Origin of the sequence: Granulicella tundricola MP5ACTX9 (assembly GCF_000178975.2) — a bacterium.
GTDB lineage: Bacteria > Acidobacteriota > Terriglobia > Terriglobales > Acidobacteriaceae > Edaphobacter > Edaphobacter tundricola.
On record NC_015064.1, the window covers coordinates 4,137,136 to 4,151,510 of the forward strand.

Here is a 14,375-nt window from a genome sequence, read left to right on the forward strand (position 1 = left end):
CACTCGCCCGCCGTCCATCATCCCGCCAGCCCCGCCCGAACCCGAGCCATCGTGTCCAGATAAAACGCCAGATTATGCACGCTCAGCAAAGTCCCCGCCAGCGCCTCACCGCTCGCAAACAGATGCCGCAGATACCCACGCGAGTACCGCGAACACACCATGCACCCGCACGTCGGATCGATCGGCCCCTTGTCCTCCGCGAACTCCAGCTTCTTAATGTTGAGCCGTACCGGAACCCCATCCACCCGCACAAACACCAGCCCATGCCGCCCCGCCCGCGTCGGCAGCACGCAGTCCATCATGTCGACGCCCATCCGCGCATACTCCTCAATCTCATCCGGGTACCCCACCCCCATCACGTACCTCGGCTTGTCCTTCGGCAGCCACTCCAGCGTCCGCGCAATCATCTCCCGCGTCACCTCCCTCGGCTCCCCCACCGCCAGCCCGCCGATCGCATACCCCGGCAGATCCATCTCCACCAGCCGCTCCGCTGACTCACGCCGCAGATCCGCATACATCCCACCCTGCACGATCCCGAACAAGCTCTGCGTCTTCCCCCCAAGCTCCTCGTGCCAAGGCACCTCAGCTTTATGCGCCTTAAAATAGTCTTTCGACCGAGCAGCCCACGCATGAGTCAGCCCCATCGACTCCCGCGTCCGCTCGTACGTCGCCGGATGCTCCACACACTCGTCGAACACCATCATCACGTCCGCACCCAGCGCAATCTGCACCGCCATCGAGTGCTCCGGCGAAAAAAAGTGCTTACTCCCATCCAGATGCGACCGGAACTCCACCCCATCCGGCGTAATCTTCCGCAGCTTGCTGAGCGAGAACACCTGGAACCCACCCGAGTCCGTCAGCATCGGCCTGGTCCAGCTCATGAACTTGTGTACCCCACCCATCCGCCGAATCAACTCATGCCCCGGCCGCAGATACAGGTGATAGGTATTCGCCAGAATAATCTGCGCCCCCACCCCATCCTTGCCGAGCACCTCCAACGTGTCCTGCGGCACCGCCTTCACCGTAGCCGCCGTCCCCACCGGCATAAACACCGGCGTCTCCACCACACCATGCGGCAACGCAAGCCGCCCCCGCCGCCCGCCACCCTCGGCAGTCCTCGAAACCTCAAATTCCAAACTCATCCCACCATCATAAAGACCCCGCACATAAGCTGAAGTAGCATGGCGGTATGATCGCGCGGCATACCCTCGTTCTCTTGATGCTCTCAGCCTCCATCCCCACCTACGCACAATTTCAGCAGCAGCAAAGCGATACCATCTCTGCCGACAAAGCCTTGGATGAGGCCCTCAAGCACTCTTCTCTCACGGAGGGAAAAGCCCCTTTCCATGCCGTCCTCGAAATCTCCGGCCCCTCGCCGGCATACTCTGGCGGGATTGACTTGCTCTGGGCGGCCAAAGATCAATACCGCATCAAGATCGATTCCCCCGCCTTTCATCAACTTCGCATTCTCAACGGCACACAAGTCTCTGAGAAAGATGAGGGTAATTATTACCCCCGCTGGCTGGAGAACTTTGTGGATGCTCTTCTCGATCCCATCCCCATGGCTGCGAACTTCAAAGGGAGAAACGGGGCCGTCAGCGTCGGCAGCTTCGTCACAAACTCTTGTATCCGCCGAGACGACCGACCGGGCGGCATTACGGATCAACTCACTTGGGGAATGATCTGTTTCTCCGGCAGTGAACCACGCCTTGCATCCACGCTCACCACAAACTCCAGCCTTGACTTCTCAGACTTCAAATCGTTCGGCAAGCAGCAAATCGCCCACACTTACACGACGGATGTGCTCGACTACAAACCAGTAACTGGCCGACTGACGGTACTGGAGAAGTTGAAAGGTGTTGACGCATCTCAATTCGCCATCCCCTCTCCAACACCAGCCTCAGAGCGCATCAAGACCACCTTCGTCTCAACCCTAAAGGAAGAAAGCCTGGTCGACGATCCGCCGACGCTAAACTGGCCCTCCGTTCACGAAGGCAAGACCGAAGGCTACATGATCGTTTACGCTCGCACCGATCGAACCGGACAGGTCCGCGAAACATCCAAACACAACTCAGACAATCCAGGCCTTGAGCAGTTTGGAATGGAGCAGGCTCTTCGTTATAAGTTCCATCCACTGATCATCGATGGAGTACCCCAGCAGATGGAGATGCCGCTTGTTCTTCATTTCGTCTCGCGGGTCGAGAATCCGCTTCCTAATCTGAACGACGCCCAAACCCGCGCTCAGATTACAGGTTGCGAAATTCCTCATGCCGAAACAGGCCAGCCCTCGTATCTGGAATCCGTCTCAGTCAACGAGCAGGGCAAACTGACCGGCGAGGGATTTCCCGATGCAAACAAGCCAGGCTTTGTGTCTCCAACACAGTTTCTCGATCTGGAATCTTGCCATTTCGCTCCACACCTCGTAAACGGTCAGCCGACCTACTATCACGGCCTTCTTACACTGCCCCGATAACCCCTACTCCTCCACCAGCGCGACCCCCTCCGCCACGCTCAACCCATCCTTCACCTTCTGATACCCCCACCGCTTCGCATCGATCTTCCGTGCCAGGCTCTTCAACATAAACGCACGCCCCGCAATATCCGTATGCACCGACTCCGTCTTCCAGTCGGGTCCCTCCACATGCTCGCGCAGCGTCACAAAGTTGCTCCCCGCCTTCACCACCGCCAGCGGCCCAAACCCTAGGCCCACATCGCTCGCCAGCCGCCCATCCAGCTCCCTCAGCCGCGTCATCCGCCGGTCGATCACCACCAGTCCCGTCATCCCATGCAGCACCCGCTCCTCCATGCTGGCCGGCTTGTAGTCCGGATTGGGCCTGAACTGAATCCGGATAAACTCCGCATCCACCGCCGGCGGATCGAACAGGTAAGCCTTCTGCAGCAGCCCCAGCATCTGCTTCGCATGCGCCTCGTCATTGGCCTGCGCCGCCTCCCGCTTCGCAAACGCATCCGGGTTGGCGACATCCTGCGCCAGCCGCCCACGCTCCTGCGCCTCCCGCTCCTGATTCAGCGGCTGCCCGTCTTCCTTGAGCAGAAACCGCACCCGTCCTACCGAAGTCTCCACCACCTTCTCCGTCCAGAGCCGCCCACCCGTCCGGTCGGACCGCTCCTCCGCCACATACGTGTAATGCCCCCGATGCTCCCCCGCCGTCTGCTCATTCTGCGCCAGCGTCGCCAGCAACTCCTTCGCATCCTGCGCCCGAGCCAATCCACCCGCAACCCCACAAGCGATCAGTCCCAAGCCAACCAGCCGCCCCGTCCACGTCATCATGCGCACGCTTTTCCTCCCCAACCCACACTTCTAAGATGCACCACATCCAAAAACGACGGAACCACCCACAACCCCTCATCATGCCTGATCCGTTTTTATCCGTACTGATCCCTTTTGTCCGCGTTACGCCTTCCTTACTCATACTCCCGTAAAATGAACGTACAGTTCATACGCACCCCGTCTCAAGGAAGATTCCACTCAAAATGACCGCAACTGAAAACACCGCACTCACCTCCCAGATCACCGCCGCAGCCTCCGCCGCCGGCCTCCAGGTCCTCTCGTCCGAGCCCTCCACCGGCTCCGCAGGCCTTCCCACAACCCGCTTCACCCTCGCCCTGGCCTCCGATCCCACCAAGACCCAGACCCTCGAGCTCTCCCAGTCCTTCGACCCCCAGACCTTCGCCGAGCTCCTCGGCAAGGATCTCGCCGCCTACTTCGTCGAGTCCGCACGCCGCCTCCACAACCCGCAGCCGGACCTCTACCTCACCCTGACCGGCTTCCCCCTGCGTTTTTCGCTCTTCGCCTGGCCCTTCCATGAATCCGTCGCCGGCGCCGACACCTCGCTCGTCCACGGCCAGGCCAACCTCGTCGACGGTCACGACTCGCCCCTCCACGCCCGGCTCTCCGCCGCCATGACCGTCACCTTCCGTGACGTCGTCCGCGCCCCCGAGCAGCCCTTCGCCGAGTCCTTCATCTACAACGCCATCCGCAAGACCTTCGACCAGGGCCAGCTTGAGCTCGTCAAATCCGGCAACCGCCAGCCCGTCCCCGTCACCACCCGCTACTACAGCCCGCGCAGCCAGAAGTTCACCTTCACCGACACCAAGGAAGACCAGCGCACCGCCTACCTCGCCGCCAAGACCTACTGGCTCTCCGGCGCACTCGGCAACGGAGCCCCCGTCTGGCTCCTCGACCCCCGCGACGCCCAGTACCTCAACGCCTCCACCGCAGAGCTCCGGGTCTCGGTCGACACCCTCGTCAAGGAAGGCCTCATCACCTTGTCCTCCGACAAGGAGTTCGCCACCCCCACTCCAGCCCTGATGGCCAAGCAGGCCGAGTACGAAGTAGACCTCGCCGAAGCCCTCGCCTTCATCAAGCCCACCTTCAACGAAGACATGCGCGGCGGCCACACCAACATGTAATCGCAGAACATTTGAGATCACGGGTGCCCCATGATCACCAAGCCAGCGCAAAGCGCAGGCGAGGTTATCGTGGGGTTTTCCCTTTAAGCCCCGATTTGCCAAATCCTTAAATTTCCGCTCACACTATAACGCCTCGCGTTATACTAAGAAATAATGATCCAGTCCTTCGGCTGCAAGGATACGTTCAGCCTCTTCATCACCAGAAAGACGAGGCGCTGGACAGCGATCCAATCCGTGGCCCTAAGAAAGCTGGATCAGCTTGAAGCAGCGATTCATCTGGAAGATCTGAAGGCACCTGCAGGCAATCGCCTGGAGATGCTCAAAGGAAATCGAAAGGCTCAGCACAGCATCAGAATCAACGACCAATGGCGCATCTGTTTCGTATGGTGGGCAAATGGGCCGCATGGAGTCGAGATCGTCGACTATCACTCGTAACCGGGCTTTAGACGGAGGCAATCATGAACATTATCGAACGACCCACAACCGGCTGGCGCATCCAGGGCATCACCACGCACCCCGGAGCCGTCCTCCGCGAAGACTTCATGGCTCCCATCGCCCTCACCGCCAATCAGCTCGCCCTCCGCACCCGCATGCCCGCCACACGCATCGGAGAGATCCTCCACGAGCGCCGCAGCGTCTCCCCGGACACCGCCCTGCGCCTCGCCCGCTGCTTCGGAACCTCGCCGGAGTTCTGGCTCAACCTCCAGGCTGCCCACGACCTCTCCAAAGCCCGCCTCGCTTCAGAAACCATCATCGAAAAAGAAGTAGAGCCCCTCAAGCTCACCGCGTAGGAATTCCCCCTCCCTGCTACCATCCCAGAATGCTCCCCGACCCCGGCGAACTGGCAGCCCACTACGCCACCCTGAACGAACCGGATCTCCTCGACCTCGCCCGCACCTACGACTCCCTCACAGAAGCCGCCCAGGCATCCCTTCGCGCAGAGTTCGCACGCCGCGGCCTTGAGCCTCCCCTCATCCAAGACGAGCTAATCCCCACAAAGCTCGTCGTCGTAGAACGATACCGCGACCTCTCCGAAGCCATCGTGGCCCGCTCCTACCTCGAATCCGCCGGCATCCAGGTTTATCTCTACGACGAAAACCTCGTCCGCCTCGACTGGCAGGTCTCCAACTTCATCGGAGGCATCCGCCTCAAGGTCGAAGCCTCGGACGAAGCAGAAGCACGCGAGCTCCTCGCCCAACCCGTCCCGGAATCGATCGAATTCGCAGACGGAGAAGAGTTCGACCAGCCCCACTGCCCCGTCTGCAGCTCAACCGACATCACCTTCCAGGGCTCATCCCGCGGACCCGCCATCGCCGCGCTCTTCATCGCCAGCGTACCGCTCCCGCCCGGCAAGAAATCCTGGATCTGCAACCACTGCAACGCCCATTGGGAAGACACGGAAGACTCAGAAGCCACAAACTAAAAGCCCCCACCGGCTCCTGATCGGAACCGGTGGGGGCTCACACAGCGTTCAAGCAATTACAGCGTCTTCAGATCCAGCACGAACCGGTACTTCACATCCGCCTTCACCACCCGGTCCCAAGCCGTCTCCAGCTCCTTGAAGCTTGTCATCTCGATATCCGACACGATCCCATGCTCCGCGCAGAAGTCCAGCATCTCCTGCGTCTCGGCAATCCCGCCGATCGCAGATCCCGTATAAGACCGCCGCGAGATCACCGACCACGTATTGATCGAGATCGGCGTCTCCGGCACGCCCACCGAGCACATCACGCCATCCCGCTTCAGCAGGTTCAGGTAAGGATTCACATCATGCGGCGCGGAAACGCAGTCCAGGATGAAGTCGAACGTCCCCAGATGCGCCTCGTGCCAGCCGGCCTCCTTGGTCAGGATCACCTCATCCGCGCCCAGCTTCTTCGCATCTTCAATCTTGTTCGCCGACGTCGTGAACATCACCGTCTGCGCCCCGAACGCGTGCGAGAACTTCAACCCCATGTGCCCCAGTCCGCCCAGCCCGACGATCCCGATCTTCTTTCCCGGCCCTGCCTTCCAGTGCTTCAGCGGGCTATACGTCGTAATGCCCGCACAAAGCAGCGGAGCCGCGGCAGCCGGATCGAGCGATGCAGGCACCTTCAGCGTATAAGCCTCATCCACCACAATGTGGTTGGCATATCCGCCGAACGTCAGGTTCCCATCCTTATCCTTGCTGTTATAGGTGAACACCGTGGCGCGCTTGTCGCAGTACTGCTCTTCACCGGCCTTGCAGCTTGCACACTCCCGGCAGCTATCGACCATACAACCCACAGCGGCCGTATCCCCCACCTTGAACTTCGTCACCTCGCCGCCCACCGCCGTGACCACACCCACAATCTCATGCCCCGGAACCATCGGGAACATTGAGTTCCCCCATTCGCCCCGCGCCTGGTGAATATCGGAGTGACAGATTCCGCAGAACTGAATATCCAGCACCACATCCTTCGGACGAGGATCGCGATGTTCGAAATCGAAGGGTGCCGGCGCAGTCGTGGCGCTCTGCGCCGCATATCCATGAGTCTTGATCATTGAGAAATTTCTCCTGTGCCCATCAGATTCAGCCGATCCCGCCCAGGATACATTTCCACCGTGAACTCACGATCAAACCATCACGCCAATCCAGACCAAACCCACCTGCTGTTGGATCTCGGTGAGTGCGTTGGCGATGATGCACTCACCGAGTACCTGCGGACGTCAGATTGCCGTCATCCCGCCGTCGACGAACAACTCCAATCCGTTCACGAAGCTCGAATCGTCCGAAGCAAGAAACAGCGCGACCGTTGCGACTTCCTCAGGTTGACCCATCTTCCCCCGCGGGATCAGCGATTCGAAGTACTGTTTCGCCTCCGGGGTTAGAACCTCCTCCTGCATCGGTGTGGCAATAGCCCCCGGAACAAGCAGGTTCACCCTGATCTTTCTATCCTTCAGTTCGTTGAGCCAGGTGCGTGCGAAGGAGCGCAACGCCAATTTGCTCGCCGCATACACGCCGAACCCCGGAAATCCTTTCGCCGCGGCATTGGACCCAGTCATGAAGATAGATCCCCCGTCATTGAACAGTGGCAACGCCTTCTGCACCGTAAACAGCGTGCCGCGCACATTCAGGTTGAAGGCCGCATCGAAGTGCTTCTCGGTAATCTGGCCTAGCGGCAAAGGCTCGCCCATACCAGCGCTCGCAAACAGGACGTCGATCCTGCCCTTCTCCCGCTTGACCGTCTCAAACAGCCGGTCGAGGTCATCGAGATTGGCCGCGTCACCGCACACGCCGGTCACGTTCCGGCCAATCAGTTTGACGGCCTCATCCAGTTGCTCCTGCCTCCGGCCCGTGATGAAAACGTAAGCACCCTCTTCAACAAACAGCTTCGCGCTCGCCAAAGCCATGCCGCTCGATCCACCCGTGATGACTGCAACTTTTCCTTCAAGCTTTCCCATAATGACTCCCTTTTTGGTTGATGTGTAATGCACTCAAGACCTACGCCCGCCTCAAATCGCCGAGAAGCCGCCGTCGACCGCGAAATCGATCCCATTCACGTAGCTCGCCTCGTCGGAGGCAAGAAACAGCGCAGCAGCCGCAATCTCCTCGGTACGACCCATCTTTCCTCTTGGGATCAGCGATTCAAACATCTTCCGCGTCTCCTCATCCAGTCGCTGGGAGTCCGGCGTGTCGACCTGCCCCGGGCTCAGCACGTTGACCCGAATCTTCCTGTCCTTCAGTTCGTTGAGCCAGGTGCGCGCAAAAGAGCGCAACGCCGCCTTGCTCGCCGCATAGACGCCGAAACCAGGAAAACCCTTCACCGAAGCAACCGACCCGGTCATGAGGATCGATCCGCCATCGTTGATCAGCGGCAACGCCTTTTGAGCGGCAAACAGCGTACCGCGCACAATCAGGCCGAACTCCCGATCGAAGTGCTCTTCTGTAATCTCGCCCAGTACAGCGGCTTCGCCCTTGCCCGCACTCGCAAAGAGAATGTCGATCTTGCCCTTCTCTCGTTTGACCGTCTCAAACAGACGGTCGAGATCGTCGAGATTGGCTGCGTCGCCGCGCACGCCGGTCACGTTCCGGCCAATCAACTTCACCGCCTCATCGAGCTGCTCCTGCCTCCGGCCCGTGATAAAAACGTACGCGCCTTCTTCAACGAACCGCCTGGCGCTGGCCAATGCCAGCCCGCTCGATCCTCCTGTGATCACTGCAACCTTACCTTCTAGCTTTCCCATGATGACTCCCTTCGGAATGTGTGTAGCATTCGTACAGAAGAGTAGATTTCTTTGACGGTGGACGAGGACTGCTCAGGAGTCCTAACTTTTTGTCCATTCGTCCACAACTGGAGGCCACATTGGACCCAATCACAGATGTCTTCAAAACGATGCACGTCACAGCCTTCGGTCTGCACCGGCTTGAAGCCACAGCCCCGTGGGGCGTCAGGCAGGAAAACCAGACCGAAGAGATCACGCTTGCCCACAGGAAGACCTCTCCCGCAGATCTGGCGCACTTCGCCATGCTGTCGCGCGGGAACTGCTGGCTCAGTGTCGATGGCATTCCGGACCCCATTCCCCTCACCGGCGGTGATTGCTTCCTGCTGGCGAAGGGAACTTCGATCGTGATGCGTGACAGCCCGCGAACGCGTCCGAAATGGACCTTCCGCGAGATCGGCGCGAGCGCTAACGGCAATGTCGCTCTCTGTGGAGGTGGTGGCGCACCGACGACGATCGTCTGTGGTTCCCTGAGCTTTGATCGCGCCAGCCTCAAGCCGATCACGCAGTTATTGCCGAGCTTCATTCTGATGAAGGCAGACCAGGCACGCACCCTGGCGCTGCACAACACGGTACAGGCACTGGCGTCAGAGATGGCGGAACAGGCGCCGGGATCGGAGGTTGTGGCAACCCGCCTCGCCGAGGTCCTGGTGATCCAGCTGCTCCGGGCCCATATCGCATCGGAACCAGGCCGCAACAGGGGTTGGCTTCGTGCGGTCTTCGATCCTCAGATGGGCACCGCCCTGACTGCCATTCACGACAGGGTGAACGCACCCTGGACCGTCGAATCCATGGCCGAAGCCGCAGGCATGTCGCGCTCCGCATTCGCAGCGCGTTTCAAAGAGTTGCTCGGAGAGACACCGCTCGAATATGTAACCGGGTGGAGGATGCAGAAGGCCATGCAACTCCTCCAGCAGCGTGACAAAAAGCTCATCGACGTCGCCCGGTCGGTCGGTTACGAGTCCGACGCCGCCTTCAGCAAGGCGTTCAAGCGAGTGGTCGGAGCTAACCCCGGTGAATATCTCAAACGTGGTTTTGAGAGCACCGGCCATGCCTGAGCGGAGAAGCGGTAGTCCAACCCTCGCTTCCTCCAATCTTCACCGCTCCGGTAAAGTTATCCTGACTTCTATCGACACTCAAACCCGGAGCGCCATGCGATCCCTCTGCACCATCCTCCTCCTCACCGTCTCCCTCGCCCATGCCCAGAACCCGCCCCAAACCCTCACCGCCACCTCCGAAGACACCATCACCCTGGCCCTGACCCCCACCCCGCTCCCCCTCCACGACTTCACCTTCAACGGCGACCCCGTCCCCACCTCCAAGCTCCATCTCAAGCAGCTCTCCCCCGGCATCTTTGAGATCACCTCCACCGCCTACGCCGTCGGCGACTGGCACTTCGCCGTAGCCGACGCCCCCATCGGCGTCTACGGCCTCGGCGAGCGATTCGACGTCCTCAACCACTCCCACACCATCGTCCGCAACACCAGCCAGGACAACGGCGGCCCCAAGGGCAGCACCACCTACAAGCCCATGCCCTTCTTCATGTCCACCACCGGCTACGGCCTCTGGCTCGACACCACCGGAGAAGCCACCTTCGACCTCAACGCCAGCTCCCGTGACGATATCGAAGTAGACGCCGTAGCCAGCCACCTCCGCATCGTCCTCTTCACCGGCCAGAAAACGGAAAGCCAGCCCACCGGCCGCTTCCCATACATCCTCGGCGACTTCGCCTCCCTCGCCGGCAAGGTCACCCTCCCGCCCTACTGGGCCTTCGCCCCCTGGCAGGCCCGCGACTACCACCAGAACCAGGCCCAAGTCCTGGAGGACATCGATAAGACCCGCGCCCTCGGCCTCCCCGCCTCCGTCATTCTCATCGACTCCCCCTGGACCACCTCTTACAACTCCTACGTCTTCAACCCCAAACAGTTCGACGACGCCCCCGCCATGATCAAGCACCTCCACGATCAAGCCTTCAAGCTCGTCCTCTGGCACACCAGTTGGATCGACAACAAGTCCAACCCACCCGGAGAAAAAGGGTTCACAGACAAGCTTTCCGAAAAAAGCCCCAACTACGACGAAGCCGCCCAGAAGGGCTTCTTCATCCACAACCCCGACGGCACCTCCTACGTCGGCACCTGGTGGAAGGGCAAGGGCTCCCTCATCGACTTCACCAACCCCGCCGCCAAATCCTGGTGGCAGGACCAGGTCCGCCAGGCCATCCGCGCCGGCGCAGACGGCTTCAAGGACGACGACGCCGAAGGCAACTTCCAGGGCCCCACCGCGGACCTCAAGTTCTTCGACGGCACTGACCCACGCCTCATGCGCAACCGCTATGACGTCCTCTACAACAACGCCATGGAAGAGCTCATCCAGAAGGACCTCAAAGGCAACGGCGTCCTCTTCGCCCGCTCCGTCTCCGCCGGCGCCAACGGCATCGGCCTCCTCTGGGGCGGCGACAACGAAGCCAGCTTCTCCAAGGACAACGGCCTCCCGTCAGTCGTCACCGCAGGCCTCGGCGCAGGCCTCTCCGCCATGCCCTTATGGGCCTCGGACACCGGCGGCTACCTCGGCCTGCCCGATACTCCCAACCCGCTCCTCCTCCAGCGCTGGACGGAGTACTCCGCCTTCTCCCCGGCCATGGAGGTCATGTCCACCAGGAACATCGTCCCCTGGACCTTCGACACCAACTCCCCTGCCGGCACCACCCCCGCACTCGACACCTACAAGAAGTTCGTCATCCTCCACATGTCGCTCTTCCCCTACCGTTACGCCGCCGCCCAGCAAGCCGCCACAGCCGGCCAGCCCATCATGCGAGCCCTCGTCCTCAACTACCAGGACGACGCCAAGGCCCGCGCCATCCATGACGAATACCTCTTCGGCCCCGACCTCCTCGTAGCCCCCGTCATCGATGAGAACACCTCCCGCCCCGTCTACATCCCGCAGGGCGACTGGCTCAACCTCTTCACCGGCGACCCCGTCACCGGCCCCCGCACCCTGATCGCCCAGGCCCCCGCCGACACCATCCCCGTCTACGCCCGCAAAGGCACCATCCTCCCCAAGATCCCCGAAGACATCATGACCCTGGTCCCGGCAGAAGAGTCCGGCAACAAGGACATCCACACCCTGGACAATCGCCGCGTCTACGAGCTCCTCGGCCCCGCCGCCTCCACCCCAACCACCATCACAGACTTTGAAGCCCGCACCCTGACTCGCACAGGTGACACCCTCACCATCACTGGCGATAAGCCCGCCCACATCATCCTGCGCCTACGCTTCCAGACCTCGATTCCGAAGACAGCCACCGTCAACGGTAATGACACCCCCATCAACCCAGATGCCAACAACATCCCAACCATAGAGTTCGACCACACCTCAACCACCAACATCACCTGGCAGTAACCGGTACAGCCGTGCAATCCCCACCCCCAGAGGTCGTCATTCTGGCGAAGCCAGAACCTCCGTATTTGTATTCGCTCAGAGCGACAAGACAAAATCCGCCGTGATCGCTCTTATCCCTCTTATCCCCGTAGTCCGTTCGCACAAGTCAGCAAAAAAAAGGGTGAGTCATCCAAAACGGATAACTCACCCCAACCATCGCTGCTGGTAAAACTCTTACTTGACGTTGCCGTTCAACCCACTCGGGAAGAACACTCCCTTGTAAGCGCCCGCCGTTCCGCCCGTTACGATAGCCAGCACCTGGCTCGTCGTACGAGAGAACGCAAGCGACGTCGTCAGGTTCGCATCCACAACCGAGTAGCCGCCGCCAATGACATTCGTGCCATTGAGCGCAGTGACAGTCGCCATGATGCCGTAATCGTCCGGCGTCGCACTCAGATCCAGCTTATTGCGCAGCGCGGAGATCTTCTGCGTGATCCCAAGGTAGCCGGCCGAGTTGGTCGGGTCCACCTGGAAGATCGTCGTCCGCACCAGGCCGGCATGATAAGCCTCGACCGCCAGAATTCCAGCCGCGGTAACCAGCGTGGAGTTCGTGCTGATAAGACCTGCCGCGCCGCTGTATGCCGTCACGCCTACATCCTCAAAGATGTATGCGCCAACCAGGAAGAAAGCGTCGCTCGCAAACGGATCGAAGTTCGGAACACCGATCAAAGCGCCCAGAGTGTTGAAGCTGTTGTACAGATCGATCGGCGGCTGTGCGACCGCAGAGGTGCTCAACGCACTCCGCAGCAGCGTCACATGCTTGGACTCTTCAGCAGCCGTCTCAATTGCATAGGCCTTCACCTGCGGTAATGCAAAAGCGACCTTGCAAGCCGTCGGTCCGCCAGGCTTGGTCGTTACTGCACCGCCGCCCGTCGCTGCAGTTCCAGCGCCGATGCCGATGCCAAGCTGATCGATCGTCTGACCCGAAACAGCAAGGTTGTAGAAGTTTGCTTCCAGGTACTCGAGGTTCAAAGCGAAGTTGAGTACGTCCGCGTCCGTGGGTGCCGCGCTCTGCGCTGAGGCGCTCGTCACGCCCGCAAACGCCAGTCCGGCAAGAGCCGCGCCGCCAAGCGCAAGCATCTTGCGCCGGTTGCTTACGATGATCTCGTCCAGTATTTGTGTCTCTTGATTTGCCATGGCTGATTGTCCTTAGCTCTTACTTAGCTGTATGTCTGCTTGATGTTGCCGTTGAGTCCGGAGGGGAAGAACGCGCCGCTTGCTACGCCGTAGGCCGTACCGGTCGTCGTCGCTGCCGTACCGTAAACGATGTGCAGAACCTGGTCGAACGTGCGGGCATAAGCCACCGCGTTCGCATCCGCCGCAACGATGCTCGAAGCTCCAACCGTCGGGGTCGTCGCCGTCGAGCTGCTGAACGTCAGTCCGCTTGAAAGCAGCGTCTCGCTTCCGGCCGAGACAGAAGTCCCACCCGACACAGCCGCGCGGAACGTAGCAATCGCATTCGCAATGTTGACGTACGTCTGATCGCCCTGAGGAGCGGCAGTCGTCGGCAGGGAAGTCCCAACGATCAGCGTGCGCAGAATCGCAGCGTGATACGCCTCGACGGCAAGAATCGATGCCGCAGGCGCAAGATACGTCTTCGAGATCGCACCAGCCGCACCGTGGTACGCCGTTACGCCTACATCCTCAAAGATGAATCCGCCAATGAGAAAGCTGTTGAAGTTCGCAAACGGATTGAACGTCGTCAGCGGTGTCGCAAGGCCCACAGTTGCCGCCTTCGCCAGAGCATTGAAGCTGTTCGTCAGATCGATCGCAGGACGCGATACAGCAGCGGAGCCCAACGCAGAGCGCAGGAACTTCACATGGTTGTACTCATCCTGAGCGATGCTGTTGACGTATTGCTGCTGCTGCGCCGTCAGACCCGTAATTTGGGCTCCGCCCGTCACAGTGCCTGCTCCGCTGCCTGCATCTGCTGCAGGAATGCCGGAACCGGTCGCCGCATGAAGGTAGAACTCCGCCTCAAGATACTCCAGGTTCAGAGCGAAGTTGAGAATATCGACATCGGTATAGGTCGGTGCCGTCGGTGCGGTTGGCGTAACCGGCGTCGTAGTCACAGGAGTAGCGTCATTACAGCCGATGGTCAACGCGGCGGCAGCCGTAGCTGTCCCCGCGAGGAAGCTTCGGCGGGATAGCGCGCGCTTCGAGATCTCTTCTAGTTTGCTCACGGTGGTTCTCCTCTGTTCCAAAGTGCAGATGAAAGTTACACGGATAACGGTGACAACCTGGCGTTGGATGTAAACAATCTCTGC

Annotated in this window: 14 protein-coding genes; 7 read left to right on the top strand and 7 right to left on the bottom strand. The window is 60.4% G+C overall.

Translation table 11 applies throughout. From position 1 onward, the window contains the following. Positions 1-17: 17 nt before the first annotated feature. The gene (gene tgt, locus ACIX9_RS18105; protein ID WP_013581950.1) at positions 18-1,142 is read right to left on the bottom strand and encodes a tRNA guanosine(34) transglycosylase Tgt; all 1,125 of its coding nucleotides are present in this window, start codon (positions 1,140-1,142) and stop codon (positions 18-20) included. A gap of 47 nt (positions 1,143-1,189) precedes the next feature. Between tgt and ACIX9_RS18110 the strand changes: the two genes are divergently transcribed. Next, positions 1,190-2,473 (top strand): hypothetical protein, encoded by a 1,284-nt coding sequence (locus ACIX9_RS18110; RefSeq protein WP_013581951.1) that lies wholly within the window; start codon positions 1,190-1,192, stop codon positions 2,471-2,473. 3 nt (positions 2,474-2,476) lie between these two features. Here the strand turns inward: ACIX9_RS18110 and ACIX9_RS18115 are convergent, their stop codons facing one another. Next, on the bottom strand, positions 2,477-3,295 hold the full coding sequence (locus tag ACIX9_RS18115; RefSeq protein WP_198152122.1) for a hypothetical protein: 819 nt from the start codon (positions 3,293-3,295) through the stop codon (positions 2,477-2,479). A 197-nt stretch (positions 3,296-3,492) separates the two neighbouring features. On the opposite strand from ACIX9_RS18115, the gene ACIX9_RS18120 reads away from it, so the two are divergent. The 4 genes from ACIX9_RS18120 to ACIX9_RS24075 all read left to right on the top strand — a co-directional run bounded on the left by ACIX9_RS18120 (position 3,493) and on the right by ACIX9_RS24075 (position 5,854). Beyond that, a complete protein-coding gene (locus ACIX9_RS18120) occupies positions 3,493-4,431 on the top strand; it encodes a hypothetical protein (RefSeq protein WP_013581953.1) in 939 nt (312 codons plus the stop codon). A gap of 153 nt (positions 4,432-4,584) precedes the next feature. Next, complete coding sequence (locus ACIX9_RS18125) at positions 4,585-4,866, top strand: type II toxin-antitoxin system RelE/ParE family toxin (RefSeq protein WP_013581954.1); 282 nt, start codon at positions 4,585-4,587, stop codon at positions 4,864-4,866. Between the two features lie 23 nt (positions 4,867-4,889). Further along, a complete protein-coding gene (locus ACIX9_RS18130; protein WP_013581955.1) occupies positions 4,890-5,222 on the top strand; it encodes a HigA family addiction module antitoxin in 333 nt (110 codons plus the stop codon). A 29-nt stretch (positions 5,223-5,251) separates the two neighbouring features. Beyond that, the gene (locus ACIX9_RS24075; RefSeq protein ID WP_013581956.1) at positions 5,252-5,854 is read left to right on the top strand and encodes a putative signal transducing protein; all 603 of its coding nucleotides are present in this window, start codon (positions 5,252-5,254) and stop codon (positions 5,852-5,854) included. Between the two features lie 56 nt (positions 5,855-5,910). Here ACIX9_RS24075 and ACIX9_RS18140 read toward each other — a convergent pair whose 3' ends face one another. From ACIX9_RS18140 to ACIX9_RS18150, 3 genes are all read right to left on the bottom strand, one after another. Continuing rightward, complete coding sequence (locus ACIX9_RS18140) at positions 5,911-6,951, bottom strand: NAD(P)-dependent alcohol dehydrogenase (RefSeq protein ID WP_013581957.1); 1,041 nt, start codon at positions 6,949-6,951, stop codon at positions 5,911-5,913. A 165-nt stretch (positions 6,952-7,116) separates the two neighbouring features. After that, on the bottom strand, positions 7,117-7,851 hold the full coding sequence (locus tag ACIX9_RS18145; protein ID WP_013581958.1) for an SDR family NAD(P)-dependent oxidoreductase: 735 nt from the start codon (positions 7,849-7,851) through the stop codon (positions 7,117-7,119). A gap of 51 nt (positions 7,852-7,902) precedes the next feature. Next, positions 7,903-8,634 carry an SDR family NAD(P)-dependent oxidoreductase gene (locus tag ACIX9_RS18150; RefSeq protein WP_013581959.1) on the bottom strand — a complete coding sequence of 244 codons (732 nt, stop codon included), beginning with the start codon at positions 8,632-8,634 and terminating at the stop codon, positions 7,903-7,905. Positions 8,635-8,753: 119 nt separating this feature from the next. Here ACIX9_RS18150 and ACIX9_RS18155 point away from each other — a divergent pair, with 119 nt between their 5' ends. Both ACIX9_RS18155 and ACIX9_RS18160 read left to right on the top strand, forming a co-directional pair. Continuing rightward, positions 8,754-9,728, top strand: coding sequence for an AraC family transcriptional regulator (locus ACIX9_RS18155; protein WP_041597209.1), 975 nt, complete (start codon positions 8,754-8,756; stop codon positions 9,726-9,728). 94 nt (positions 9,729-9,822) lie between these two features. After that, on the top strand, positions 9,823-12,069 hold the full coding sequence (locus ACIX9_RS18160; RefSeq protein WP_013581961.1) for a TIM-barrel domain-containing protein: 2,247 nt from the start codon (positions 9,823-9,825) through the stop codon (positions 12,067-12,069). A gap of 213 nt (positions 12,070-12,282) precedes the next feature. On the opposite strand, the gene ACIX9_RS18165 is transcribed toward ACIX9_RS18160, so the two are convergent. Together ACIX9_RS18165 and ACIX9_RS18170 are read right to left on the bottom strand one after the other, a co-directional pair. Continuing rightward, entirely contained in the window at positions 12,283-13,245 is a 963-nt protein-coding gene (locus tag ACIX9_RS18165) for a ferritin-like domain-containing protein (RefSeq protein ID WP_013581962.1), read from the bottom strand. 23 nt (positions 13,246-13,268) lie between these two features. Continuing rightward, positions 13,269-14,291, bottom strand: a complete 1,023-nt coding sequence (locus ACIX9_RS18170) for a ferritin-like domain-containing protein (RefSeq protein WP_049789383.1) — start codon at positions 14,289-14,291, stop codon at positions 13,269-13,271. Positions 14,292-14,375 lie beyond the last annotated feature (84 nt).